Origin of the sequence: Hornefia porci (genome assembly GCF_001940235.1) — a bacterium.
Classification (GTDB): domain Bacteria; phylum Bacillota; class Clostridia; order Peptostreptococcales; family Anaerovoracaceae; genus Aminicella; species Aminicella porci.
In genome coordinates this window covers 2,179,813-2,204,815 of the sequence record NZ_MJIE01000001.1, presented here as the reverse complement: position 1 = coordinate 2,204,815, position 25,003 = coordinate 2,179,813, and the positions used below count along the sequence as shown (strand labels likewise).

General features: G+C 52.6%; 22 protein-coding genes. 5 read left to right on the top strand and 17 right to left on the bottom strand.

The window, feature by feature from the left end:
- Positions 1-923 precede the first annotated feature (923 nt).
- From BHK98_RS10235 to BHK98_RS10215, 4 genes are all read right to left on the bottom strand, one after another.
- On the bottom strand, positions 924-1,544 hold the full coding sequence (locus BHK98_RS10235; protein ID WP_075713986.1) for a metal-dependent hydrolase: 621 nt from the start codon (positions 1,542-1,544) through the stop codon (positions 924-926).
- 144 nt (positions 1,545-1,688) lie between these two features.
- Positions 1,689-2,234 carry a cysteine hydrolase family protein gene (locus BHK98_RS10230; protein ID WP_075713984.1) on the bottom strand — a complete coding sequence of 182 codons (546 nt, stop codon included), beginning with the start codon at positions 2,232-2,234 and terminating at the stop codon, positions 1,689-1,691.
- 518 nt (positions 2,235-2,752) lie between these two features.
- On the bottom strand, positions 2,753-3,127 hold the full coding sequence (locus BHK98_RS10225; RefSeq protein WP_075713982.1) for a hypothetical protein: 375 nt from the start codon (positions 3,125-3,127) through the stop codon (positions 2,753-2,755).
- A 388-nt stretch (positions 3,128-3,515) separates the two neighbouring features.
- Entirely contained in the window at positions 3,516-3,932 is a 417-nt protein-coding gene (locus BHK98_RS10215) for a hypothetical protein (RefSeq protein ID WP_075713978.1), read from the bottom strand.
- A 363-nt stretch (positions 3,933-4,295) separates the two neighbouring features.
- On the opposite strand from BHK98_RS10215, the gene BHK98_RS10210 reads away from it, so the two are divergent.
- Complete coding sequence (locus tag BHK98_RS10210) at positions 4,296-4,637, top strand: low molecular weight protein-tyrosine-phosphatase (RefSeq protein WP_075713976.1); 342 nt, start codon at positions 4,296-4,298, stop codon at positions 4,635-4,637.
- Between the two features lie 106 nt (positions 4,638-4,743).
- On the opposite strand, the gene BHK98_RS10205 is transcribed toward BHK98_RS10210, so the two are convergent.
- Entirely contained in the window at positions 4,744-5,298 is a 555-nt protein-coding gene (locus BHK98_RS10205) for an ECF transporter S component (protein WP_075713974.1), read from the bottom strand.
- 257 nt (positions 5,299-5,555) lie between these two features.
- Here BHK98_RS10205 and pdxR point away from each other — a divergent pair, with 257 nt between their 5' ends.
- On the top strand, positions 5,556-6,941 hold the full coding sequence (pdxR, locus tag BHK98_RS10200) for a MocR-like pyridoxine biosynthesis transcription factor PdxR (protein ID WP_075713972.1): 1,386 nt from the start codon (positions 5,556-5,558) through the stop codon (positions 6,939-6,941).
- A gap of 119 nt (positions 6,942-7,060) precedes the next feature.
- Here pdxR and BHK98_RS10195 read toward each other — a convergent pair whose 3' ends face one another.
- Genes BHK98_RS10195 through BHK98_RS10185 form a run of 3 tightly spaced genes read right to left on the bottom strand, consistent with a single transcriptional unit; the run spans position 7,061 to position 12,854 of the window.
- Positions 7,061-9,535 carry an ABC transporter ATP-binding protein/permease gene (locus BHK98_RS10195; RefSeq protein WP_075713970.1) on the bottom strand — a complete coding sequence of 825 codons (2,475 nt, stop codon included), beginning with the start codon at positions 9,533-9,535 and terminating at the stop codon, positions 7,061-7,063.
- Between the two features lie 2 nt (positions 9,536-9,537).
- A complete protein-coding gene (locus BHK98_RS10190) occupies positions 9,538-11,832 on the bottom strand; it encodes an ABC transporter ATP-binding protein/permease (protein WP_075713968.1) in 2,295 nt (764 codons plus the stop codon).
- Positions 11,833-11,837: 5 nt separating this feature from the next.
- Positions 11,838-12,854: an FAD:protein FMN transferase gene (locus BHK98_RS10185; RefSeq protein WP_075713966.1), complete on the bottom strand. Its 1,017-nt coding sequence runs from the start codon at positions 12,852-12,854 to the stop codon at positions 11,838-11,840.
- 32 nt (positions 12,855-12,886) lie between these two features.
- On the opposite strand from BHK98_RS10185, the gene BHK98_RS10180 reads away from it, so the two are divergent.
- The 3 genes from BHK98_RS10180 to BHK98_RS10170 are packed head-to-tail and all read left to right on the top strand — an operon-like array spanning position 12,887 to position 15,619.
- Positions 12,887-13,255 carry a NusG domain II-containing protein gene (locus BHK98_RS10180; protein ID WP_075713964.1) on the top strand — a complete coding sequence of 123 codons (369 nt, stop codon included), beginning with the start codon at positions 12,887-12,889 and terminating at the stop codon, positions 13,253-13,255.
- Positions 13,239-13,763: a Gx transporter family protein gene (locus tag BHK98_RS10175; RefSeq protein ID WP_075713962.1), complete on the top strand. Its 525-nt coding sequence runs from the start codon at positions 13,239-13,241 to the stop codon at positions 13,761-13,763. The genes BHK98_RS10180 and BHK98_RS10175 overlap by 17 nt, the downstream gene beginning before the upstream one ends.
- A complete protein-coding gene (locus BHK98_RS10170; protein WP_075713960.1) occupies positions 13,760-15,619 on the top strand; it encodes an aminopeptidase P family protein in 1,860 nt (619 codons plus the stop codon). Before BHK98_RS10175 ends, BHK98_RS10170 begins: the two co-directional genes overlap by 4 nt.
- A gap of 57 nt (positions 15,620-15,676) precedes the next feature.
- Here BHK98_RS10170 and BHK98_RS10165 read toward each other — a convergent pair whose 3' ends face one another.
- From BHK98_RS10165 to cls, 9 genes are all read right to left on the bottom strand, one after another.
- Positions 15,677-16,222: a DUF308 domain-containing protein gene (locus BHK98_RS10165; RefSeq protein ID WP_075713958.1), complete on the bottom strand. Its 546-nt coding sequence runs from the start codon at positions 16,220-16,222 to the stop codon at positions 15,677-15,679.
- Between the two features lie 202 nt (positions 16,223-16,424).
- Positions 16,425-17,501 carry an RnfABCDGE type electron transport complex subunit B gene (locus tag BHK98_RS10160; protein ID WP_075713956.1) on the bottom strand — a complete coding sequence of 359 codons (1,077 nt, stop codon included), beginning with the start codon at positions 17,499-17,501 and terminating at the stop codon, positions 16,425-16,427.
- Positions 17,502-17,519: 18 nt separating this feature from the next.
- On the bottom strand, positions 17,520-18,101 hold the full coding sequence (locus tag BHK98_RS10155) for an electron transport complex protein RnfA (RefSeq protein WP_075713954.1): 582 nt from the start codon (positions 18,099-18,101) through the stop codon (positions 17,520-17,522).
- On the bottom strand, positions 18,095-18,793 hold the full coding sequence (gene rsxE, locus BHK98_RS10150; protein ID WP_075713952.1) for an electron transport complex subunit RsxE: 699 nt from the start codon (positions 18,791-18,793) through the stop codon (positions 18,095-18,097). Before rsxE ends, BHK98_RS10155 begins: the two co-directional genes overlap by 7 nt.
- Positions 18,793-19,365 (bottom strand): FMN-binding protein, encoded by a 573-nt coding sequence (locus BHK98_RS10145; RefSeq protein ID WP_075713950.1) that lies wholly within the window; start codon positions 19,363-19,365, stop codon positions 18,793-18,795. The genes rsxE and BHK98_RS10145 overlap by 1 nt, the downstream gene beginning before the upstream one ends.
- The gene (locus tag BHK98_RS10140) at positions 19,355-20,362 is read right to left on the bottom strand and encodes an RnfABCDGE type electron transport complex subunit D (RefSeq protein ID WP_075713948.1); all 1,008 of its coding nucleotides are present in this window, start codon (positions 20,360-20,362) and stop codon (positions 19,355-19,357) included. The genes BHK98_RS10145 and BHK98_RS10140 overlap by 11 nt, the downstream gene beginning before the upstream one ends.
- Complete coding sequence (gene rsxC, locus BHK98_RS10135) at positions 20,362-21,678, bottom strand: electron transport complex subunit RsxC (protein ID WP_075713946.1); 1,317 nt, start codon at positions 21,676-21,678, stop codon at positions 20,362-20,364. Before rsxC ends, BHK98_RS10140 begins: the two co-directional genes overlap by 1 nt.
- Before the next feature lie 241 nt (positions 21,679-21,919).
- Positions 21,920-23,419, bottom strand: coding sequence for an aminotransferase class I/II-fold pyridoxal phosphate-dependent enzyme (locus tag BHK98_RS10130; RefSeq protein WP_075713944.1), 1,500 nt, complete (start codon positions 23,417-23,419; stop codon positions 21,920-21,922).
- Positions 23,420-23,432: 13 nt separating this feature from the next.
- Positions 23,433-24,971: a cardiolipin synthase gene (cls, locus tag BHK98_RS10125; RefSeq protein ID WP_075713942.1), complete on the bottom strand. Its 1,539-nt coding sequence runs from the start codon at positions 24,969-24,971 to the stop codon at positions 23,433-23,435.
- Between the last annotated feature and the right edge of the window lie 32 nt (positions 24,972-25,003).

Below are 25,003 nucleotides of genomic sequence, written 5' to 3'. Positions count from 1 at the left end.
CTGATACACGGCGAGCCGCAGACCCCGACAACTTCAGCAAAGGCGGCGGGCGCCGGTAGTTGACGTGCCGCAGACTGCCATCGGACGGCGCGCCGCAGCGCTGCTAGAAGCTATCGTCAGCACCCGTCAGGTCCAACGGAATCTTGATGAGCAGACACTGATTAAATTCAGATTGTTTTGCGAACAGCACATCATGTGCGTTGCATCACCTATTATAGCACTATATGTAGTGGATTAACAGTAGAAAATAATGGAAATTATAATGCGCAGAATACAGCTTAACGTCTCCGCCCGATCATAAATTGCAGATATCTGCGGAAAAGCGAGCCGAATCAAGGGATAACAAAATATAAGACTTTGGAAATACAGGCAAACGATTTTTCTCCATCATACAATTCATTTGAATCCTATCAACATAATAGGAGTTGCCACAATCTCCAAAAAAATCCAAAAATGTGGCAGAATTTTCACGTGAATATTTAAAATTTTCACAGTACAGCTCTAAAACTGTACTCTGTATGCGTTTTTTGTCCTTCTCCTACGCAGTTCACATGAAAAACGTATGGTTAGGTACACTTAACCGTGCGTTTTAAGGCGTTTTGAGCCGTATATGTAAATTTTCTCCATTAAATCTGCCACATTTTCGAAAAAAAAACAAAAATGTGGCAACATAAATTGGCAACCTGATTCGTGAGCGCCATAATAATCTATTTTTTTAATCGTATAAATTATATAGCATGTCAATTATCTTTCCTTTGCTTTTTGTATACTCATTTCCGGCGTATGTATACATAAAAATCCCTGAGCGCAAGCATCAATTAGCCGACGCACCCTTCCATTGGATGGTGCGCCGCGGCGCTGCTGACAAACTGCAGTCAGCGCTCATTAAGTCCGACGGGGACTTAATGAGCATACACTATAATTTATATAAAATACGAAGCCACTCCATAAAAATATAAAACGATAACGGCTATTCCTATAACAAATAATAGCTCATTCCCGAATCGATCCGCATAACAGATCTTAAAGCAAACTCCCTTCTTCCGCGGATAGAATAATCTCTCAGGAGATTTATTAAGTAAGTCAATAGTTAAATGAGAAGCATATCCAAACAGAAATGCTAATCCGATATTAAGGTGTATCAGCATCACTGAAATGGTAAACGCGATCATAAAAAACAACGAATGAGTTCTATCACGGTGTTTGCTTTTTTCTCCGATAACAAACAGTATTAAAAATAGAACTGCACCTAGTATCGCAAGCATTCCATTGTCTGCTACCACACGGCATACTGTTCCTTCCATGAACCAATTTGCCAAGAGCAACGAACTTGCCAAAATACCTGCTGCAATTTCTCCGTATAGAGCATCTGTGCTAGCCTTTTCTGCAAATCTGTTGCTTCTGTCAATTTTTACATCTATATCACAGATGATTCCACCTACGGCACCCCCAATAACGGTAGCCACGATTTCATCTAATGAATGAGGTTGCGTTATTATGAGCGCTGTAGCAACGCCTACCGCAAGATGCGTCTTTCCTAACACCTCGTTCTTCCTCCATATACTCAAGGCAAAACTAACTCAGATTCAGTTCCTATTATATAATAATACCGCCTGCACTTCCAACAGTTTCTACAAAAAAGCACCGCTGGTGCGATGCCTTAGATAATCGGTATGCAGCCGTTTCTTTTACAGACTGGCCAGGAAACTGTCTACATCCGTAATTTCCGCTCCGTAAACTTCTTTCAGATATCTGATTCCCATGTTGTAATCTTCCTCTGTGAAGGAATCTGTAGCATCCTTAGGAACTACAATATCGTAGCCCAGCTGGTATGCATCTGCGGATGTATGGCGAACACACATGTGCGCGTGGAGACCTGTTATGACAACAGTGTCTACTCCCAGTTCCTTCAGCAGAAGATCCAGATCTGTGTGGAAAAATCCGCTGTAACGCCGCTTTGGCACCACATAGTCCTTATCTGACAATTCCAGCTCCGGAATAACCTCTGCACCCCTGGTGCCTGCAATAGCATGGTCTCCCCACAGCTTCAGTTCGTGATCAATGCCTTTCAGATGCGCATCATTGCAAAAGATCACAGGGATTCCCTTTTCCCGGCAGCCTTTGAGAAGCTCAACCGTCTTCGGCACGATTGCCAGACCACGGTCACATTTCAATGCTCCGGTTACAAAATCATTCAGCATATCCACCACAAGTACTGCATATTTACGTTCCATTTCCAAACCTCCATTTATTTAACAAGACATGTGTCTTTACAGTTACTTTTTCAGTGTAAACTCATTTGTGGCTCTCGTCAAGGAAAAATACAGAACAGACTTCGCCTGCCCTGCGGAAGCCTTTGATGCCTGATTGCGTATTTAATGTGTTCTCAGCTACCGAATATGCTTGAAATATCAATAATACAAAGAACATATTCGGTAGCCTGCTGCAGGGTTTTCAGACGTTTCATCCGAAAACCTTGCGGCAGTGGGATTCGGAAACGGCCGAATCCCTGAGCACGAGCATCAATTAGTGTCTGCCGGCGCACCCTTCCATTGGATGGTGCGCCGCGGCGCTGCTGACAAACTGCCGTCAGCGCTCATTAATTCCGACGGGGACTTAATGGGCAGACACTATTTACTTTTGTTCCGAACAAAGAAAAAGCCCCACGCCGTCATGGACATAAGGCTGTGTAGTAATCTGCTATTTTCAATTCCATACCTTTATGCTTTGTCAATTTACCAGATATGTGCCATCATGTACGTTTTCTCTGAGATAGATAGAAAATTGACAAGAACAGCGAGTAGTATACGGCACCTGCATATAACAATCCCCTTGCCGAAAGGCTTATCCCCGGCTCTGATGCTCCTAACGTATAGAACAATTTAGAAAATGCCACTCCCCACAAAAAAGGAACTGTCCACTTCAAGAGATACACTACTACGTCTCGCCTAACCGATTTCTTTCGGAAATAATCCCATGTTGTAAGTGCTGCAAAACTGACAACCAGTAATAATAAGAAATTGGTAACATACGGAAGATTCTCATCAGTCCGATATGCTGCCTGTGCACTGGCCAGGGCCGGAAGCACTGATATAAATAAATATATTGAATAACGTTTCTTTTCCATGATGCCGCTCCTAATATTTCCCTTTCAATAAAAAAAGAATTTCTAAAATTCATTTACTCAAACAGTGACCGAATTCTCGATTTACTAAGCTTTCCACATCATTTCCCCTCTTTTCTGTACATTACTCGGTTTGACATTCCTTTTCTGACCACGTTATTTCCACATCGGTACTTATCAATTATGTTGAAATCCTCTTCTAATTTCCTTGCTTATTCCTGTATCGATAAAAGCGATAGTCTGCGTGGATTCATCATACTTCGCTAACTCCTCGCAATCTAGCGTCTCTTTATACCAGGCAGTTTTTTGACATGCCGCAAGAAAAAATGCCAGTACCAGAAGAAGTGTGATTAGGGCGTATCTATACTTTTCCGTTGGGGCCAGATTACCATTATTCTTCATTATAGATTTCATCATCTGGCTTATAATAACCATTCCTTAAAAACTGTATCCCTACCAACGCCAGAATCACTTCATATACCAGTAGTCCTGGTTTAAAACCCTGCGTAAGGATCAGAACAATTGAGGTAATCACTTTTCCGCAAAGAGCCACACAAACCACCCATCGTACTATCATATGTGCACGGAACGTAAGTGGCGTAGTGCATTTGCAGAAACCTATAAAGACATACTGCATCGCCAAGAAGATTGGTATCATAGTCCACGCAGCTGAAAACCAATCATCAGAAAGTATCCAATTTGACAAAACCCATAAAGCAGGAGCTACCACGAGCGCCGCAAGGGTTGCCACAGTTGCAGTTCTCTCTTTCCCTGGAGGTATGTTCCATTTTTTTGTTAAAAATTTCATAAGACATCTTCCCCCCCTAGTTCTGTTAGTTTTACCAACTCTGTCCTTGGGTACGCATCTGATAATTCAGGATAAATATTGTATTTATTAGTTTTCCATCCTTTTACGTTTCCATATATATAAACCTCGGAAACCGCAAAAATGTGACATCATTTTGAAAACTTTTTTGGATTTTTTATTCCTGTTCGATATAATAAGTATATCACACCAAACTGGAGTATCAAAAAATAAACGCCAGGACTTCATCTCACATTAGGTCTGTTGTAGCCTGATATATCTTGACGTATTATGAGGTGTTCTCTCTGTTCCGGGGTCGTTTCCCGGGCCGTCACAAAGCACGTCAATTGGAGGTAACGTAAATCAATGCTTAACATTTTGTTCATCTGCCACGGCAATATCTGCAGATCCACCATGGCAGAATTCATGTTCAGAAATATGGTTCGCAAGGCGGGCAGAGAGAAAGACTTTCTCGTCGAGTCTGCTGCCACCAGCCGGGAGGAAATCGGCAATGACATTCATCCGGGCACAAAGAAAAAGCTGCAGGAGAATGACGTCCCCTATGAACGCCACTATGCCCGGCAAATGAGCCGGACCGACTATAACAAGTTCGATTATCTCATCGGTATGGACGATGCCAATGTTCGAAACATCATCCGCATCGCAGGCGGCGACCCGGAGAAAAAAACCGCTGCATCAGACAATTAATTCCGATGCGGCGGTCCCGTTCAAAATTCAGATTCTGTTTTGTCTCAGCCCGTTTGCGGGCATCGCGGCATCGCGCGGTTCCGTGCCGCTGTGATGCGCAGATCGGTTATCTCGCTGCGAAATATTTTTTTGCGGGGGTCTTGTACAAAGCCTGCGTAATCACAACGGCAACGATGATACCCACCACAAACTGTCCGATGTTCCATGGGATGGCGACAGCCGCAGTAATCCAGTTTCCGTAGATGACGCGCTCTGCCAGGAAGTATCCGGCACACATTTCCGCACCGCCAAACGCCATGCCAACGATGTCGACAGCCGTCACTCCTTTGTCAGAAACCTTGCGGCCCCGACGTTCCAGCAGATCAATGACCAGCCCCATGATGAACGCCATCAGGAATTTAATCACAAAAGTCCAGGGAGCCCAGAAGGCGTACCCTCCCAGGATATCTCCCAGCGCGGAGCCCAGTCCGCCGGCCAGCGCTCCGGAATTTCTCCCGAGAAGCAATACCGACAGGAAGATCATGGCGTCGCCCAGGTGGACGTAGCCCTGCGTTCCCGGCACCGGGATTTTGAACAGGCTGGTTGCCACCAGAATGAGGCACATCATCAGCCCGGTCATTACGATTCTGTAGATTGTCTTGTCCGTATCCAGTCTTTTCATGTCTTATCACCTGATTCTTTCTGTAAAGTTCTGACCTCGTCCTCATCTTCAATTCCCGCGGAGACATCGCCCGGCTGCTCAATTGCTTTATTGCCCGACTGCCTGATTGCTTCGCTGCTTTATCGCAGCTCTCTCGCTTTATCACTTATAGGGTATTGACCTTTTCTGAGGTCACATTTATAATATCACTAAAGTGTATTCTGTTAAACATTCAGTTTTAATTATTTTCAGATGTACAGTTTGCAGAAAGGAACAAAATGAAGCCGTTTACAATCGAATTAGATAACAGTTCTTCTCGACCTCTGTATGTACAGTTATACGACTACCTGAAGCGTGAGATCACCAGGGGAAATATGACGGCCGGAGAGAAGCTCCCATCGCTGCGCCGTCTGGCCCGGGAACAGGGCATCAGCATCACTACGGCGGCGGGAGCCTACAACCAGCTCCTGGTGGAGGGATACATCATCAGCCGTCCGCAGTCGGGTTACTATGTCGCCGAGGTCGGTTCGGGAGCCGGCGGCGAAGGAGAGGCGCCGGAGAACTTCGACTTCGACACATACCCCTTTGAGGAGCCTGAATACAAATATGATCTCAGCTCCTTTGATTTTGTCAAATGGAAAAAATGTATGGCGAAAGTGCTCACCGAGCACCCGGACCTGCTTTTGTCCGAAAGTGATCCGCAGGGGGAACGCGTTCTGCGGCATGAAATCTCCCGATACGTCTACACCTCCCGGGGCGTCCGGTGCACGCCGGAGCAGATCGTCATCAGTGCGGGGACTCAGCAGCTGACCAACCATCTGGCCAGGATCATGCGGCGGATGCATATCGACCACGTGGCGACGGAAGACCCCGGATACCTGCCGGTGCAGAGTATTTTTCGGGATCTGGGCTTCGGGATGACAAAAATTCCTGTGAAGGAGGACGGCATTGTGATTGAAAAGCTTCCGGTAAATATCCCGTCGGCCGTATACGTGAGCCCTTCCAACCAGTTCCCGACAGGCTCTGTGATGCCCGTGGGGCGGCGCTACAGGCTGCTGGAATGGGCGAGAGAAAATAACAGCATCATCCTGGAGGACGATTACGACAGTGAGCTCCGGTACTTCGGGAAGCCGGTGCCGTCCCTGCAGGGGCTGGACAGCGGCGATCATGTTGTGTACTTCGGGTCTTTCTCCTCGACCCTGTTCCCGGCGATTAAAATCAGCTACATGATACTGCCTCCGGGGATGGCGAGGATTTTCGGACAAATTAAAAAGGACTATGATCAGACCTGCTCCAAGGAGGAGCAGCTGACCCTGGCTATGTTCATGGAAAAGGGGTACTACTATACAAACATCCGCAAGCTGCGTAATCTCTATGCACAGAAACTGCACGCCGTACTCAGCGCCTTTGAGAAATACGCCGACGGATTCGTCCGGCCGCTGAACACCCGATCCGGAATCAATATCACGCTGCAGGTTCATACGGCGCTGCCGCCGGAGGAGCTGAGCCGGCGGGCGGCACAGCTGGCGATCCACGTTTCCCCGGTGGCACGGCTGACACACCGGGAAACCGCGGCGCTGATCTTTTACTACAATCAGATCCCGCTGGAGGAGATCGATTCTCTGATACAGGCAATGGTACAGAGCTGGCGGACCGGCGCCTGACGGCGCCGGCGGCTTCCGGCATCTGTCCGGCGCGGCGAGCGCGCGTCAGCAGTACGCCATCGTTGTCTCCGGCGCGCCCTGCGTTCGGGGCCGCCGGCAGTCGTGAGCCATCCGGCGCGCTATATGTCGCTTCTCGCCAGAATCTGCGCAGGCGTCTTGCGCATGACCATCGCCACCGGCAGCAGACCCGCCAGCAGGTTAAACACCAGAATCAGCAGGAACGTGATTCCGGCGGTCACAGGGCTGACCGTGTACAGGCTTTTGTAGTATGCGCTGAAGCTCACGAGGTGGTACATCATATAATACATGACGCCGATGCCCGCGGTGGCGGTAATTACCGTAATCGCGATAATCTCTCCGGCGAACTTCCGGTAAATGTCCCTCTTCTTCAGGCCGATGGCGCGCAGTGTTCCAACCTCGCGGATTCTGGACAGGAAGGAGGACCGCAGCATCAGATAAATCTCAATCAGCGAGATCAGGAGAATCACTCCGGACATGATCAGAGACGTCTTCAGCGCATCGTGGACAGATTTGACGTAGGCCTCCCTCTCACGATTGAAGTTCACCGTGCCGGTAAGCCCCTTCGCAGCCAGATTCTCCACCAGAGTCTCCGGATCCTCGGAGTACACCGACAGTTTTTTCTGTCTGTGGATATTATCCAGGGCAACCGTATTTTTTGTCACGTAATAGGCGTCCTCTCCCTCTTTTGCAGAGGTGTAATATCCTACGACAGTCAGCTTCCTTCCGTTCATCTTCGGCGTGATGGTCTTGCCGATCTTCATTTTGTCTTCCTCGGAATGTGAACTATTGACGATCACCTCATAATTCTTCTCCGGCTTATGCCCGGATTTGATTTTCAGGCTTCCCTTCGCCAGGTCGTAATTCCGCACCTGCGTTCCGCTCTCGTCTGTACCGGTTTCCGACAGATCGCCGCCGCTGCGGAGGTCTCCGTCATAATTTTCCTGCGCCGCTTCCGATGATGCAGCGGCCAGAATGTCGGTAAACTGGCTCTTCCGGACAAAAATCGAAGGAGAGCCGCAGTCTGAAATTCCGACGACGGTGTAGGCCTTCAGACCCGGAAGCGTAACCCTGCGTCCCAGGAACTGCCTGTACTTCGTCAGTCCGATGGCAGATCCCGTCTTCTGGGCGAAGAACGACTTCAGCACCATTTTATCCACCACAATCTGATGTGACTTTTCCGGCATTTCTCCGGCGTAAAGCCGGTCCTTATCCAGGAATTCCTGAGAGACCATGGACCCCTGAAGCTGTCCGTTGAGCGACGCCGTCTGATAGTAATCGTCCATCGGCACGGTGAATGTCACCGTCGAAGCTCCCGGAATCACGTATGCAGCGCCCTTTGTCGCCGCAGCCTTTTTCGCAAGGGCAGCGCTCTTCCCCGGATTGGCCACCGTGACATAATGCTCGTCCGTCTTCATGAAATCGCCCCGCTGAACGTCCAGAATTCCCACGATATGACTCACCGCGTAGAAGGCGAAGATGGCCGCGATTACAAAGCCGATCAGAAGGAGCTTCTTCAGCGTCCGGAATTTACGGATGGAGGCGAACCCCTTTCCGATGCAGTTCAGCGGCGTATAGACAGAGCGATAGCGCGCCCTGAAGTTCTCCGGAAGACAGGCGCTGTAATCAAACGCGCTGCTTTCAAACACGCTCTGGTCGATGGCGGAATAATGATCGTCGATCAGCTCCATATCACTGGTCTCATCGATAACACTGAACTGACCGCCGGTGTCAATGAACAGATTTCCGCCCCGTACCGCCAGTTTAATGGCAGACTGCACAGGCCTGTCCGCATACACATCTACGGAAAGTCCCCGGGAATTCAGATGATCCTGCACCGGCATATCCTTCAGATAGATGCGGTTTTCCAGCTGATAATCCAGAGTGGATTTCCGTTCATTCTTCTCATCGCTGATCACCCGTCCGTCCCGGATGCGGATGATGCGGTCGGAATAGAATTCTGCGATATTCTCTTCGTGAGTGACCAGCAGCACCAGGCGATCCCCGGACAGTTTCTTGATGAGATTCATGATGTCAAGAGTATTGCTGCTGTCCAGATTCCCGGTGGGCTCGTCGGCGATGATAATCTTCGGGTTCTTGACGATGGCACGGGCGATGGCTACTCTCTGGCGCTGGCCGCCGGACAGCGCGCCCGCGTTTTTGTTCCTCTGCGCATAGATCCCTACGGCCTCCAGGCAGTAATGCACCCTCTTCCGGATGACCTCTCTGTTCCGGATCCCCACCATCCGCAGAGCCACGGCAACGTTGTCGAAAACCGTCTGGTCATCCATCAGATTGAAAGTCTGAAAGATATATCCGATGTTCGCGTTGCGGATTGTATCGATCTTGCCGGAACGGCGGCGGGTAATCCTTTGTCCGTCAACAAAGATGCTCCCGCTGTTTACCCGGTCCAGCCCGCCGATGGCGTTGAGCAGCGTGGTCTTGCCGCTTCCCGAAGCCCCCAGAAGGGTGACGATGCCGCTCTCCGGCAGCTCCAGACTGGTGTTGTCGATCACATGGATCTGATTCGCCTTGTGGCGGTTGAAATATTTGTTTACCTTCTCTAACCGGATCATGTCTACGCCTCCCCTCTGTATACGTTCATCGCACTCTTCTTAAAGATCTTGCGGGAATACCGCTCCGAAATGAGCAGAGACATGACCAGCATGATGATGAACAAAGCACCGTAATACCGCGGTCTCATAAAGGAGACGAAGTTCTTTACCGCAGCCAGCGGCAGGATGCCCTGGTTGACCATGGTCACAAAGCCCATGACCAGCGCCACGGCGATCAGCATCACCATCAGAAGCTCGATGCGCAGCAGATTCGCTGTGTTCCCGCGGCTCGCTCCAAGGATCCGGAGCGTTGAGTAATACGTGTTTCTCGACCGCATGATCAGCCGTATCACCGCGTAGGCGATAAAGAACAGCGCAATGAACAGGATCCCGAGAAGCACTCTGCTGAAGATCTTGTTGATGAATGCGGTGCCCTGTGTGGCGTCCGAGAGGACACTCTTCATGGACAAAGGCTGGTACCCGGCGCTTTTCAGCGCTTTCATGGTTGCGTCGGACTTCACTTCATTCTTCATATAGGCGGAAATCTGGTAGTTTCCCCGGTCGAACAGACGGTTGAAATCCCTGCTGTTCACAAAGATGCACTGCGCATATGTGTCATAGTCGCTTTTCTGGTAGCCCAGCAGTGACTGCATGTTGTCCGCCTTGAACACGGCTGTGATCTTCAGCGTTCTGCGGGAGGTGAAGTAGCGGTTCGTAATCTTCACCTTCAGAGGATATCCCACAGCCTTGCCGTCCTTGTAATAGCTCTCTGCGTCGTCCTCGCAAATCCAGACATTCCCCGGGCTGACCCGGTCTGAAATGAACACTGCCTGCGCGTTGTTCCGCGAAACAGTTTTTCCGTTCATGGTCAGCGCAGTGTCGGAGGATGTGGCGACTGTGGACACGAGGATTCTGTTCGCCAGCTCATCCGTGACGTAGATACGGGAATAGGCGTACATCGCGGCCCGTGAATCCTCTTCATCATTGAGGATAACGCCCACGATGCGGACTTTTTTGTCGGAGATTCTTCCTCCCGTACCCTCGTCCACGTTATAGGTGTCAAGGTAGTAGGTCTTGCCGAGGAACTTTTCTCCCATCTCCTTCAGAGATTCATAAGCCTCCGACATATCGTTCACGCCCACGACGATTTCATTGGCTTTTTTCGGAAGGCGCCCGAAAGACAGCTTTCCGCTGCTGATGGTGGACACACTGTACGCCGGTCCCTCCACATAAATTTTCTGAGATTCCAGAGAAACGACACGATCCAGAGCCAGATCGTTCCTGACGATGTGATCGATGTTCGCCATCCCTTCGATTTTCTTGTAATCGGCCGCAGTAAAGGCCTTCTGGTCCTGACGGTGCAGCACGATCCGTTCCGGCGAGGTGTCGTAGAAATACTGGTTGCTCCCCTGCAGGGAGACCTCGTGCTCCTGATTCATCAGAGCAGAATATCCCCCGAGCACTGCGGTGCTGACAAAAAGATAGATAAAGAGAAGCAGCAGGAATTTGGCGGGCAGGTTGAAGGTGTTCCGTATTCCCAGACGGAGCTCCGATACCGCCGAAAGATGCGTCTTTTTCTTTTTCGTTTCCTTTTCGGTGACGGCCTCGCTCTCCTGCTCCGCGTTCTGCACGGGCTTCAGTTTCTGGTCCTCGATGATTCTTCCGTCCCGCATCATGATGCGGCGCGTGGCGTAGGGCTCGGCCTGCTCATAGTTGTGGGTGACCACGATGACAAGCTTGTCACGGGAGATTTTGTACAGTGTCTCCATCACTAGCGCGGCAGACTCGCTGTCCAGGTTTCCTGTAGGTTCGTCCGCGACGATAATCGGCGCGTCCTTGGCGAAGGCTCTCGCGATGGCTACTCTCTGCTTCTGTCCTCCGGAAAGTCTGGACACTCTGGTTCTGGCGTAGTCCCGAAGGCCCAGCCAGCGCAGAATTCCCATGATACCGGTTTTCAGTTCCCGCTTTTTCCGGCCGTTGAGCAGCATCGCCAGTTCCACATTCTGATAGACAGTATAGCTGTTAATCAGGTTATAATCCTGAAAAATATTTCCGATATAGGTTTTGCGGTAGTTCTCGTAGTCTTCTGTCCGAAAGGCGCTGGTGTCCTGTCCGGCTACGAACATTTCCCCCTCCTCATAGGTGTCCAGACCGGAAATCACGTTCAGCAGCGTTGACTTTCCGCCTCCGCTCTCTCCGGTGACCACCACGAATTCGCCGATGTCCAGATTCAGATCCACCTTGGAAAAGCCGGTACTCACCGTGTCGTGACCGGAATAGAACTTCGACACCTTTCGCATCTCAATCATATGCGGCATTTTTGTTACTCCTCCTTAAACTCAAATCCCTTTGTTTTAACGATTTTGTCATCCGAAAGGATGAACAGAGCCTCATAGCCATCCATGCTCTCAATCAGCTTCTTCCCCTTTTCCTTTCCCAGAATCAGGCACGTTGTGGAAAGCGCGTCGCAGTCCACGGAATGTCCCTCTGTCGACCGGATGCTCACCCCCGTAACATCCGTCTCGACGGGCATCCCCGTTTTACTGTCGAGAATGTGATGGTATTTCTTCCCTTTATATTCAAAGTATCTTTCGTAGACACCTGAAGTCACAATCGTCCCGTCAGACAGCGGCGTCGCCCCGACGATCTCACTCTGGTCGGAATAGGGCTTTTCGATGCCGATATTGAAGTCGGACCCCGCCTTGTCCCCGACGCACTCGATGTTCCCGCCGAGACTGATGATGGCGCTGGTCACGCCCAGCTCCCGCAGGTATTCACTGACCCGGTCGGCGATATAGCCCTTGGCGATTCCTCCCAGATCTATCTCGCCTTTTGCGGTTCCCATGGTCACCGTATTGCCGCTGACGTGAATCTGTCTGTAATCCACGTATTTCATCGCCTCGGCAAGCTTCTCCGCATCAGGCGGTTTCTGGTTCGATCCGTGGAAATCCCAGAGATCCTCTGCTTTTCCGATGGTGATGTCGAACTTTCCGCCGGTCATTTTCCCGTAGCGGATTCCTTTTTTTATCACCTCGACGGTGATGGGGTCGCATTTGACGGCCCTGCCGCCGGCGTGGTTGATTTTGTAGATATCGCTGCCCTTTTTCGTCTTACTCAGAAGGTTCTCATACCGGGCGCATTGCCTGAACGCCTTGTCTATGGCGGCGTTCGCCCTTTTCTCGCTCATATCCTTCATGTCGTAGATGCTGATCTTGCAGGTGGTATCGAAATAGAAGCTCTCCTTCGATATCGGCTCAGTATTGGACCCGCACCCGGTCTGTGGTATAATCAAAAGGGCGGCGAGCACGACGACCGCCGCCATCGAAACGAATTTTTTCATAAGCATTCCCCTCAGGAGTATTGACAGTATCTATGTTTAAAGTATTAACAAAAGCAGATTTCCTTCTTCTGATCCTGCTGGTCGCCATCGGTCTGGCCCTGTCCTGGGTCAGTCTGTCCGGAAGCGTCCGCGGACAGACCGCCGTCGTAACCGTCAACGGACGGGAGTACGGGAGGTACAGCCTCAGCCGCGACCAGTCCGTAACGATCCGGCAGAACGGACACACAAACAAGTTTAGCATAAAAAACGGCCATGTGCAAATGACATACTCGGACTGTAAAAATCAGCTCTGCGTGGAACACAGCTCCATCAGCCGGACGAACCAGAGCATCGTCTGTCTGCCCAATCGTGTCGTTATTGAAATCAGGGGAGGTGATGGTTACGATGCAGTCTCGAACTGAGCGGACCCGCCGCCTGACGCTCAGCGCCATGTTCGCCACTCTGGCGCTGATCTTCACCTATGTGGAGGTTCTGATTCCCTACAATCTGGGGATTCCCGGCGTCAAACTGGGACTTGCCAATCTGGTGATTCTCATCGCCCTGTACCGTATGGACGTCCGCTATGCGCTGATGATCGATCTGATCCGCATCCTGCTGGCCGGACTGATGTTCTCCGGTCTTTTCGCCATGCTTTATTCGCTGGCGGGAGGAATGATCAGTCTATTGGTCATGGCGCTCCTCCAGCGCACCGGAAAGTTCTCCATGATCGGCGTCAGCATGGCCGGCGGCGTTTCTCACAATTTCGGACAACTGCTGGTGGCCGCCCTGGTTGTCACCAACGCCAGAATGTTCGTCTACTTCCCGGTTCTTGTGTTCTCCGGCATCGCCGCAGGCATCGGCATCGGCGTCATCGCATATATCATCAACCGCAAGCTCCCCTCACAGATGTTCAAAGGAGGCATTTCATGAGAGAATCCATCACTGCGCTCCGGGCACAAATGAAAGCGCATTGTATAGACTGGTACATCGTCCCTTCCACGGACTTCCACGGCACCGAATACGTCAACGCCCATTTCCGCTGCCGTCAGTTCCTTTCCGGATTCACCGGCTCTGCCGGAACCCTTCTGGTAGGACTGCAGGAAGCCCTTCTGTGGACTGACGGCCGCTATTTCCGGCAGGCCGGCCGCCAGCTTGCGGGCTCTGGCATCACTCTGATGAAAGCGGGTGAGCCCGGCGTTCCCACCCTTCTGGAATTCCTGGAGAACAAAAGGGAATCCGGTCGCTTCGTCCTGGGCTTTGACGGCCGCGTCATCAGCCGCGCCGACGGCCTGCGCTATGAAGCGCTGGACGTGGACATCCGGTGGGATCAGGACCTGACGGACGCCGTCTGGTCTGACCGCCCGCCCGTAGTTCCGGCCGCCGTCTATGAGCTGCCCCTTTCCGTGACCGGCCGGACCAGGGCGGACAAAATCGGGGCGGTCCGCGCCGAGATGAAGCGGAAGGGCGCGGACCGCCTGCTGCTCACCAGCCTGGAGGAGATTGCCTGGCTGCTGAACCTGCGGGGCAGCGACATCGCCAACAACCCGGTCTTCTTCGCTTTCGCGCTGCTGGACGCCGAGTCGGACGGAGCTGTCGTCGAATCCGATGCGGAGTCTCCCGAAGAGTCGACAGACAAGGTGTCTGCGGACAAGCCGGCGGGAGATGCGGAGTCTCCGGCAGGGTCGGCGAGCAATGCGGCCGCGGACGGCGGGGTACAGCTCTTTGTTTACGACGGCGTCCTGCCCGCCGGATTCCATGACGCACATGTACACAGCTACGAAGCCATCTCTTCCGCTCTCGCGCAGATTCCTCCGGGAACAACACTCTGGATGAACGGGAAACAAGCCAATTATGCTTTGTTCCGCAGCCTGCACCGGAACATAAAAATCCTTGACGCCCCCTCACCCATCGACCTGATGAAGGCCATCAAAAACAACACGGAAATTGACTGTGAGCGTGCGGCGCATCGGAAAGACGGTATTGCGATGGTCCGCTTCCTCTACTGGCTGAAATCCACGGTCGGAAATGAGCCTCTGACGGAAATCGACGCCGCTGACCATCTGGAGGCCCTCCGCCGGGATCAGGGCGCCCGCGACCTGAGTTTTCCCACGATTGCAGGCTATAACGAAAACGGGGCTGTAATCCACTACGCCCCGACGCCGGAAACTGATGCGACTCTGTCTCCCTCCGGATTTCTCCTGGTGGACAGCGGCGGCCAGTACCCTGACGGCACCACGGATATTACCCGAACAATTCCTCTGGGGCCTCTGACAACAAAGATGAAACGCTGCTACACCGCCGTCCTGCAGGCTCATATTGCTCTCGCCTCTGCGCGATTCGCACCGGGAACAACCGGACTGGCGCTGGACGAAATCACCCGCCGTCCGATCCGGGCGCTGGGTCTGGATTACAATCACGGAACCGGGCACGGCGTAGGCCATCTGCTGAGCTGTCATGAAGGTCCGAACACCATCAGCAAACGCGGTTCCTCTCAGGCTATTCTGCCGGGAATGATTACGTCCGACGAACCCGGCGTATACCTCGAGGGGGAATTCGGCGTTCGTCTGGAGAACCTTCTTTTGTGCGAAGACATGGGAGACGGAATCTTTGGGTTCACGCCCCTGACGCTCTGTCCCTTTGACCGTGCCGCGATTCTGCCGGAAATGCTGACGACCGGCGAACGTACCTGGCTTAACCACTATCACGCCACGGTATACAAAGTCCTGTCCCCTCATCTTCCGCCCGCTCTTGCCGACTGGCTGGCTGCGGAAACCGCTGAAATCTGACTGATGCGGGGCTGCGCGAGTGCACAGCGCAGTCGGGGCACGCCCGGCTTACGGCTGCTACTGTTCGTTACGCGCTTTATTCAGCTGATGAGAGATCGTCATGTTCGCAAGAATATCCAGAACGCCGCTGACCAGAAGGCCTGCGCCGATTATGACGAAAAACAGCTTCACGGTATGGAAGGGGAACATCATCAGAATCAGGCCGAACAGCATAATTGCGATGGCGCCGAACAGACTTCCCTTGAAATTCCTTACATTGAAGCGTTTCATATTGATGGCGTGCTGAATTCCGAGAACCCCTTTGACGGTAATCAGCAGTCCGAACAGAAACGGCACCAGCGAGATGACGAGCTCTTTTTTCGCTATGATGAAGATTGCCAGAATGATCATGACGATTCCGCCGGCCAGTCCGTTCGTGTTTTCGACGACCCGGCTTTCCACGGTTGTCATCATATAGCTGAGGATATAGATGATCCCCATGGCGCCGACCGCCAGCGCCAGCAGATAGCACAGAGTATTGCCGACGATGTCCGGTTTGACAATCAGGGTCAGGCCCAGCAGAATGTAGATCGCAGATACAATATAACTTGATTTATTATACATCTCTTCCTCCTGTCGTTCTGGGATGATCAGTGAACAAAGGATCAGCCCGGCGCAGCACGTTAAATGCGCAGATCTAAGACTGTTCTTTGTGTTCATCATACCACAGATATCTGATAATGCAAGCCGCCCGACACACCATTAAAAAAAGAGATGCGGCAGTTTTCGCATCTCCTTTTATTTCGGTTATAAGGAAGGTTATCAATTAAACGTTTTCGTCACCGATGTCTGCGGACTCGTCCACAACCTCTTTGACGGTTTCCGGAGCTTTCTCCTCAGCCTTTTCAACGGTTGTTTCAACCTTGACTTCCTTGACCGGAGTCTTTTCCTTCGCAGAATCCGCCTTCGTATCGCCAGCCTTCGCCTTCGCGTCGGTGCTGTCGGCCGCAGTACCTGCTTCCTTCGCAGCCGCGGCAGCTTTCTTTGCGGCGGCGGCCTTCTTCAGAGCTTCGATTTTCTCGGGGCTCTTCTTCGGAGCGGCTTTCTTTTTGCGCTCGTCATGAATCGCGCCGGTGGGGCACTCTTTGGCACACATGCCGCAGTTCTTACATTTCTCGGGGTCGATGTAAGCCAGGTTGTTTTCCACTGTGATCGCGTCGAATTTGCAAACCTTCTGGCACTTCATGCATCCGATGCAGGCGTTGGAACACTCTTTGCGCGCCACGCCGCCCTTCTCTGTGTTGTGGCACTTGACCACCACCAGATTTTTGGCAGGGCTGATCCGGATCAGCGAGTTCGGGCAGGCCTTTGCACAGGCGCCGCAGGCAACGCAGGCATCTTTGTTCACGACAGCTACGCCGTCGCAGATGTGGATAGCGTCGAAGTCGCACGCCGCCTCGCAGTCACCCAGACCCAGGCATCCGAAGGGGCAGGCGTTCATGCCGCCGAACAGGTTCTTCGCAGCCTTGCAGGTCTTGATGTCGTTATAGGCCAGGAGCGGCTTGACCGCATCCCTGGTGCCGTTGCACATCACAACAGCCAGCTTCTTTTCGCCTGCTTCTGCGGATTTTCCGAGAATCTCGCCCAGCTTCGCGGCAACAGCCGCACCGCCGACAGGACATTTGTTGATGGACAGCTCCGGATCCTCCACAAGCGCGTTGGCATAGTCGTCGCAGCCGGCGAAACCGCAGCCGCCGCAGTTCGCGCCGGGCAGTTCCTCACGCAGCTTGGATACACGCTCATCGACGGGCACATAGAACACCTTCGATGCGTAACTAAGGATGCAGGCGGCCACAAGACCGATCGCTACAACCACTACGATTGCAATTACTATCAAATCCATTCAGGTCTCCTCCAATCTTTAAGACACCATGCCCTGGAAGCCCATGAAGCTCAGGGACAGGATCGCAGCAGTAATTAACGTGATTGGAACTCCTCTGAACGATTCCGGCATTCTGCTCTGGTCGACCAGTCTGCTTCTTACGCCGGCAAAGATGATCATGGCAACCAGGAAGCCGATTCCCGCGCCGAACGCGCAGACCAGAGCCTCAATGTAGTTGTATCCATCATCGATGACGGAGATGCAGACGCCCAGTACGGCGCAGTTCGTCGTGATCAGAGGAAGGAATACGCCGAGGGACTTATACAGAGCCGGCATGCTCTTCTTCATGAACATTTCCACCAGCTGCACCAGCGCAGCGATGACCAGAATGAATACAATCGTCTGCAGATAGCCGATCTCAAATTTGTTCAGGAGCTGCATGATCGGCCAGGTGGCCGCGGTTGCCAGCACCATGACGAAGGTTACCGCGATTCCCATACCCTTTGCCGAATCCAGTTCCTTTGAAACACCCAGGAAAGGACAGATACCGAGGAACTGTGCCAGTGGGTAGTTGTTAACCAGCACCATGCTGAGAATGATTACGCCGATATTTGCTAGCATGCCACCTCTCCTTTCTCTCTATTTGCTTTTTTTTCATCCGAGCAGAGACCCTCCATTGCGCAGCCCGCGCAGCCGAAGTCTTTTCTGATCTTGCTCTTGTCTTTCGCCAGGTAGGTCACCAGCGCCATGACGACCGCAAACGCGAAGAATCCGCCCGGTGCCAGGTTGAAAATTCCCATGCCCGGGATGAACTTGTCCAGTACATGGAATCCAAGCCATGTGCCGGAACCCAGGATCTCACGGAAGGAGCCCATCAGGAACAGCGCGAAGGTGAATCCGATGCCCATTCCGATTCCGTCAAGTGCGGAATCCAGAACGGAGTTTTTGTTGGCGAACATCTCGGCGCGGCCGAGGATGATGCAGTTTACTACGATCAGCGGTATGAACAGTCCCAGCGAGGAATACAGCGCCGGCACATAGGCCTGCAGCAGCAGCTGGACGACTGTTACGAATCCGGCGATAACTACGATGTAGCACGGGATTCTTACCTTGTCCGGAATGATGTTTCTCAGCAGTGAGATTACGATGTTGGAGCAGATCAGAACCGCCATCGCGGAAACGCCCATTCCAACGCCGTTGCTTACAGATGTGGTAACGGCCAGTGTCGGACAGGTTCCGAGGACCAGCACGAGTACCGGGTTTTCTTTGATAATACCGTTGGTCAGGATGCTAAGTCTGCTTTTCTTTTCCATTACTTCACACCTCCCATGGTCTTATATTGCTCTAACGCGGCGTATACACCGTAGTGGACCGCACTTCCGGATACGGAAGCTCCGCTGATGTATTTGATCTGACCGTCATCCTTGACGGATGTGGAATTCAGCTTTGTCAGCCCTTTATACTGCTTCAGGTAAGAGGGCTCAAAGTCTTTGGTTCCCAGTCCCGGCGTATCTGAATGGTTTGTCACCTCAACGCCTGTGACCTCGCCTTTGTTGTCAACGCCTACCATCATGGTCAGCGTGCCGCCGAAGGATTTGCTCTCAACAGTGCATACCATTCCGCTTTCGTTCTTCGCTGTGTAGCATTCTGTCACAGCCACGCCGTCTCCGCTGTGGCTGACCAGCTTGCCTTTGTATTCGACAAACTGCTTTTCTGCCGCGGGGAGCAGCGCTCCTCTCGTCGCGTCTGCTTTTGCTCTGGAGTTCGTGTCGATGATCGGTTTGGTGACGCCGTAGACCACAGCCAGCGCCGCGGTGATAACGAGACAGATGCAAACCAGTACGACGATCGGTGCAATGTATTCTTTAAATGTGTTACTTTTCATCTTTCTTTGCACCTCCCTTGCAGTAGTAGCTCCGGATGACCCTGCTGTCGATCAGCGGCGTCAGCATGTTCATGAACAGAATCGCGAAGGAAACGCCCTCCGGATATGCGCACCAGATACGGATGACCATAGTGACCACGCCGCAGCCGATACCGAAGATAAGCTTACCCTTGGACATGATCGGGGACGTCACATAATCCGTCGCGCAGAAGAACGCTCCGAACATGACTCCGCCGGCGCACACATGGAAAATCGCCATATTGAACGCATTGTAGTCGCCGCCGACAATCGCGTAGTAGATCAGCGAGAACACAAAGACGGTTGCGATGAAGGACACCGGAATAATCGGCGAGATGATCTTCTTCCAGATCAGGAACGCGCCTCCGATGAGAATCGCGATCGCACTGACCTCGCCCATGGAACCTCCGCAGGTTCCCAGGAACAGGGACAGATTATCCGGAAGGGTGGACACTTCCTGCTTGCCCTTGGCGACTTCACTGAGGATTCCCAGAGCCGTCGCGCCTGTGGTGGCGTCAGTGTTGTCCATACGGGTTACCGGCCAGGTCGTCATCTGCGTTGTGAAGGACAAAAGCAGGACGATACGGCCTACGATAGCCGGGTTCGCGATGTTTCTGCCCAGTCCGCCGAACATGCACTTCACGACGACGATGGAGACAAAGGTTCCGATAATCGCCATCCAGAAGGGAAAGCTGGAAGGAAGGTTCATCGCCAGAATCACGCCTGTGACGCAGGCGCTCAGATCGCTCACAGTATCCGGCTTCTTCATTAACTTGTTGTACGCCCATTCGAAGAATACGGCTGAGATCGCGCAGACCGCGGTCAGTGCGATCGGACGGGCGCCGAAGACGACGATACTCATAATGAAGGATGGCACCAGCGCGATGAGGACCATCAGCATCGTCTTCTGTGTATCCAGCGTCGTCACCAGATGCGGTGAGGAGGATACCGTCAGATTGTTGTAATAGTTCTTATCCATTATTTGATTCCAGCCTCCTTTACAATACCTTTGCCCAGCTTGTTCATGAAGGCCAGCGGTCTTCTCGCGGGACATACGAAGGAACAGCTGCCGCATTCCATGCACTGCATTACCTGCAGGTCAGAAAGCATCTGCGCGTCATGATTTTCATACGCTTCTGCCAGTCCGGTAGGAAGCAGATTGAACGGGCACGCCTGATGGCATCTTCCGCAGTTGATGCACGCGGTTTCTTCCGGGATATAAGCCTGCTCCTCAGAGAAGGCCAGAATAGCGTTATTGTTCTTGACGATAGGCATCTGATCTGAGAAGATCGCTCTGCCCATCATCGGTCCGCCCATCAGGATCTTCTTCGGCGCAGTTTTATAACCGCCGCAGAATTCGATGACGTCATGAATCTGTGTTCCAATAGGAGCGATGATGTTCTTCGGTGTTTTCACCGCATCTCCGTCCACCGTCATTCTCTTCTTGATGAGAGGAATGCCGTCCTTCAGATACTGTCCGAAGAAAGCGACGGATGTGACGTTGGAAACGATTACGCCCAGGTCTGCCGGCAGAACTCCCGCAGGACATTCCTTACCGGTGACCTCATAGATCAGTACGCGCTCTGCGCCCTTGGGATAGCGGGCCTGCAGCTTGAACGTCTTCAGGTTGGTAATCCCCTGTTCCGCGATCATCTTATCGAACAATGCGATAGCATCGGGCTTGTTCTCCTCAATGGCGATGTAGCCCTGGCTTGTCTCCAGATACTTCATGATTTCCAGTGCGCCGTCGATGACGTTCTGTGTATCCTCCAGCATCGTTCTGTGGTCAGACGTGATAAAAGGCTCGCACTCCGCACCGTTAATGATGAAAGTGTCCACCTCATCTTTGTTCTTAGGATTGAACTTGATGTGCGTCGGGAAGGACGCGCCTCCCAGACCGACGAGACCGCTGGCTCTGACCGCGGCCACAAAGCTGTCCATGTCCGTGATCTCCGGAACCTTGATCTCATCGGACAGTTCCTGCTTCTTGTCCGGCTCGATCACTACCAGAGTATCCATTCCGCCCATGGCGTTGCGCTGTGTTTCAATGCCGGTAACCGTGCCTGAAACACTGGCATGAACAGGTACACTCACAAAAGCATCCGTGTCACCGATGACCTGCCCCACCTTGACCTCGTCGCCCTTTTTCACGAGAGGCTTACATGGCGCGCCGATGTTCTGGGACATCGAAATCTTGACGATGTCCGGAATCGGCATCACTTCGGTTTCACAGCCGGCGGTGTTCTTGTAATGACCGGCATCGATGCTATGCAAATGCTTTGCATTAGAACTCATATTGAAACCTTCCTTTCTAAATAGTAATTTAAATTATTCCTTATAATCATACGGGTATCATTATACACCTATGAGTGACAAAAAGCACTAAAAAAATACACATTTTCATCACAAAAAAATACAAAATACATCCCCGTACAAAATTGGTTCACTTTCGCCGCACCCCTCTGTTTGCAAGGACTGCGCGGCTGCCTCAGAACGCGTCCTTATCAGTTGCGGCGCAGAAGATAAGCCTGCCTTATCATACGCCTACCAGGACACAGCCGTCACCGTCAATTCCCATGACATTCTGCCCCAGCGCCCGGAGCGTTTTCGCATATGTCACGATCTCTTCTGTAATTTCCTCTCCCGGACAGATCACGGGGATTCCGGGAGGATAAGGGATAATCGCCTGAGCGCAGACCCGTCCTGCCGCATCGTCAATCGGCGTTCTGACTCTTTTGCGCGGAACAGGGTGGAGAACAAAGGACTGGTCCGGCCATGGCGGCGCTTCGACCGCCATCCCGTTCCGCCGCTCCGTTTCGTCTTCGTCGCAGGCGCGCGCTGCAGCGTTTTCGGGCTCTGCCCTGTCGCAGGCGGGCGCTGCGGCGTTTTCGGGCTCTGCAATTTCCCGCAGCGCCTCATAGAGCCGCTCGTAGTCGTTTCGTCTGTTTCCGATCCCGCTCATGCACATCACAAGGTTTCCCGTGATCAGCTCCGCCAGTATTCCCCTTTTCCGCAGTTCCTGTTCAAGCTCATACCCGTTCAGCCCCCGCCGGCTCATATCGAGATTGATTTTGGAATCATCCAGCCGGGAATGGGTCATGACCCGCAGGCCGTCGATGGAAACTGCTCTGTCATAAAACAGCTCTAGTTCCTTCCGCCAGTCATCCACCAGTTCCCCGCCGTGCTTTTCCAGCAGATCTGCGTTGATATCCAGCGACGCCATCAGCAGATAAGAAGGGCTGGTGCTTTCCATCTTCTGCAGGGCGTCTTCCAGCTCGTCAGAATCCACCCTGTCGCTCATCACATTGCAGAGCGCCGCCTCCGTGAAAGCCGCCAGCGTTTTGTGAATGCTGTTGATGACGATGTCCGCCCCCAGATTTTCCGCGGCCATTAGACAACGTCCGTCGGCTCTGCGGTTTTCGTCAAAGAATTTCAGGTGCGCTCCGTGCGCCTGATCCACAATCAGGGTCATTCCCGCATCGTGAACGATTTCTGCAATAGCTGAAATATCACTGCATATCCCGTAATAATTCGGACTGGGAATCAGCACAGCCGAAACGTCCGGCGCGGCGGCGACGCAGCGGCGGACTTCCTCCGGCCGGATCTCTCCGGTAATTCCGTATTCCGGCAGCATTTCGGGAAACGCGTAGACCGGCTGCGCCCCGGCCAGAGACAGCGCGTTGTACACCGCCTTGTGGCAGTTACGCGCCAGTATCAGGCGCCCGCCGGCCGGAACGGAGGCCATCACCGCGGCGACGAGGCCGCAGCTGGACCCGTTGACAAGCAGATAGGATTCACGGCTGTCGTACAGGCGCCGGTACCGGTCCATGGTGCTCCGCAGAACTCCCTCCGGCTGAAACAGATTGTCCGCCCCCGGAATCTCCGTGATATCACAGTCCATCATCTGATTCAGAAACCCGTCGTAGCCGAAGCGGCGGTACAGACCGCTTCCCTTGTGTCCAGGCATATGAAAGGACACGGTTCTCTGTGCCGCATGGTCGAGCAGAAAACCGGTCAGCTGTTCTTTGTTCCTCATAAGCTCTCCTTCCTCACAGCACCGGGCTGATTACCCGCAGCAGCGCCGCCACGAGCATCCTGAAGAAATGCGTTTTCATGTTGTCCAACGTAATCTCGTGACTGCGGCCGAACGTGGTAATCGCGTCGCTGCGGAGATCCATGATGGAGCTGTTATCAATGAGCAGTGTGCCGCACTCGAAATGCAGATACAGACTTCTGTAGTCAATGTTAATCGTCCCCACACAGGCGATGCGGTCGTCGCTGACAAAGCTCTTGGCGTGAATGAACCCCGGCGTGTACTCATAAATGCGGACGCCTGCCTCTAGAAGGGTTTTGTAATGCGAGCGCGTCAGGTCGTAGATCATCTTCTTGTCCGGGATCCCCGGCGTCACAAGACGCACATCCACGCCCCTCTTGGCCGCCAGCGTCAGCGCCGTGATCATCTCGTTATCCGGAACGAGGTAGGGGGTGTAGATGAACACGTAGTCCCGGGCCTGGTTCACAATCTCCATATAGACATTCTCGCCCAGATTTTCGTCGTCCAGCGGCGTATCGGAAAACGGCTGCACGATACCGTCGGAGGGGAATTCCTCCGGGTGCCATACATGTGGCCTGAACAAATCATATTCCACGTCCTCCGGCCGGAAAGCGTTCCACATATTGAGGAACATCACGGTGTAGTTCCACACCGCTTCGCCGCAGAGGCGCACCCCCGAGTCCTTCCAGTGACCGAACCGGACGATGATGTTGGCGTATTCGTCTGCGATGTTCGCGCCTCCGTTGTATCCGATGTAGCCGTCGATAACGCAGATCTTGCGGTGGTCTCTGTTGTTGTAGACCAGAGATACAAAGGGCCGCATCGGATTGAACGCCTGTACCCGGATGCCGCTGGCGGTCAGTTCATGGGCAAAATGCCGCGGCAGCTTGTTGATGGAACCGATGTCGTCATAAATCACCCGGACATCCAGACCCTCCGCCGCTTTTTCCTTCAGTATCGCGAAGATCTGGTCCCAGAGCCGCCCCCTCTCGATGATGAAATACTCCAGGAAAATATAGTGCTCCGCCTTCTTCAAATCCTCCAGCATATCGTCAAACAGCTTGTCGCCCACTTCATAGTAGCGGGTGGCGGTATGGAGCCATGCCGGATACGGGCCTTTCTCCGCCACGTACTCCACCGTCCGCTGCAGCCGCTCGTCGATGCCGGTCATCCGGATGTTCTCCTCCTGCTTCAGATCCTCGCGATGCAGTTTTTCCAGTGGATACAGCCGCCTCTTGAGGCTGCGGGAGGGTCTTTTGTTCCCGAACAGAAGATAGAGCACCGCACCCATCGCCGGCAGAACCGCAATCAAAACGATCCAGCCTATTTTATAGGCCGGATTGTAATCTCTCCATATGATGTACACCGCGACAAAGACAGACAGCACGCGGAATCCGACTTCAATCCAGCTCGCGTACTGCGTCAGCTGGAAAAAGAGGATCGCCAGATAGACGCACTGTACGATGATGATCGCCACTGTAATGGTCAGCCGGTTGAATATTTTGTTAAAGCCTTTCGCGAAAGCCGTTCTCATAAACTTCCTTTCCGCCGCACGGCGTTCCGCCC

Bases quoted from the DNA above. Each gene is read 5' to 3' on its own strand.
- rsxE (WP_075713952.1), bottom strand. From the start codon at position 18,793: ATGGAAAAGAAAAGCAGACTTAGCATCCTGACCAACGGTATTATCAAA.
- BHK98_RS10230 (WP_075713984.1), bottom strand. From the start codon at position 2,234: ATGGAACGTAAATATGCAGTACTTGTGGTGGATATGCTGAATGATTTT.
- BHK98_RS10175 (WP_075713962.1), top strand. From the start codon at position 13,239: ATGCAGTCTCGAACTGAGCGGACCCGCCGCCTGACGCTCAGCGCCATG.
- BHK98_RS10155 (WP_075713954.1), bottom strand. From the start codon at position 18,101: ATGCTAGCAAATATCGGCGTAATCATTCTCAGCATGGTGCTGGTTAAC.
- BHK98_RS10205 (WP_075713974.1), bottom strand. From the start codon at position 5,298: ATGAAAAGACTGGATACGGACAAGACAATCTACAGAATCGTAATGACC.
- BHK98_RS10195 (WP_075713970.1), bottom strand. From the start codon at position 9,535: ATGATCCGGTTAGAGAAGGTAAACAAATATTTCAACCGCCACAAGGCG.
- pdxR (WP_075713972.1), top strand. From the start codon at position 5,556: ATGAAGCCGTTTACAATCGAATTAGATAACAGTTCTTCTCGACCTCTG.
- BHK98_RS10180 (WP_075713964.1), top strand. From the start codon at position 12,887: ATGTTTAAAGTATTAACAAAAGCAGATTTCCTTCTTCTGATCCTGCTG.
- BHK98_RS10145 (WP_075713950.1), bottom strand. From the start codon at position 19,365: ATGAAAAGTAACACATTTAAAGAATACATTGCACCGATCGTCGTACTG.
- BHK98_RS10165 (WP_075713958.1), bottom strand. From the start codon at position 16,222: ATGTATAATAAATCAAGTTATATTGTATCTGCGATCTACATTCTGCTG.
- BHK98_RS10210 (WP_075713976.1), top strand. From the start codon at position 4,296: ATGCTTAACATTTTGTTCATCTGCCACGGCAATATCTGCAGATCCACC.
- rsxC (WP_075713946.1), bottom strand. From the start codon at position 21,678: ATGAGTTCTAATGCAAAGCATTTGCATAGCATCGATGCCGGTCATTAC.
- BHK98_RS10160 (WP_075713956.1), bottom strand. From the start codon at position 17,501: ATGGATTTGATAGTAATTGCAATCGTAGTGGTTGTAGCGATCGGTCTT.
- BHK98_RS10190 (WP_075713968.1), bottom strand. From the start codon at position 11,832: ATGCCGCATATGATTGAGATGCGAAAGGTGTCGAAGTTCTATTCCGGT.
- BHK98_RS10170 (WP_075713960.1), top strand. From the start codon at position 13,760: ATGAGAGAATCCATCACTGCGCTCCGGGCACAAATGAAAGCGCATTGT.
- BHK98_RS10215 (WP_075713978.1), bottom strand. From the start codon at position 3,932: ATGAAATTTTTAACAAAAAAATGGAACATACCTCCAGGGAAAGAGAGA.
- BHK98_RS10140 (WP_075713948.1), bottom strand. From the start codon at position 20,362: ATGGATAAGAACTATTACAACAATCTGACGGTATCCTCCTCACCGCAT.
- cls (WP_075713942.1), bottom strand. From the start codon at position 24,971: ATGAGAACGGCTTTCGCGAAAGGCTTTAACAAAATATTCAACCGGCTG.
- BHK98_RS10225 (WP_075713982.1), bottom strand. From the start codon at position 3,127: ATGGAAAAGAAACGTTATTCAATATATTTATTTATATCAGTGCTTCCG.
- BHK98_RS10185 (WP_075713966.1), bottom strand. From the start codon at position 12,854: ATGAAAAAATTCGTTTCGATGGCGGCGGTCGTCGTGCTCGCCGCCCTT.
- BHK98_RS10130 (WP_075713944.1), bottom strand. From the start codon at position 23,419: ATGAGGAACAAAGAACAGCTGACCGGTTTTCTGCTCGACCATGCGGCA.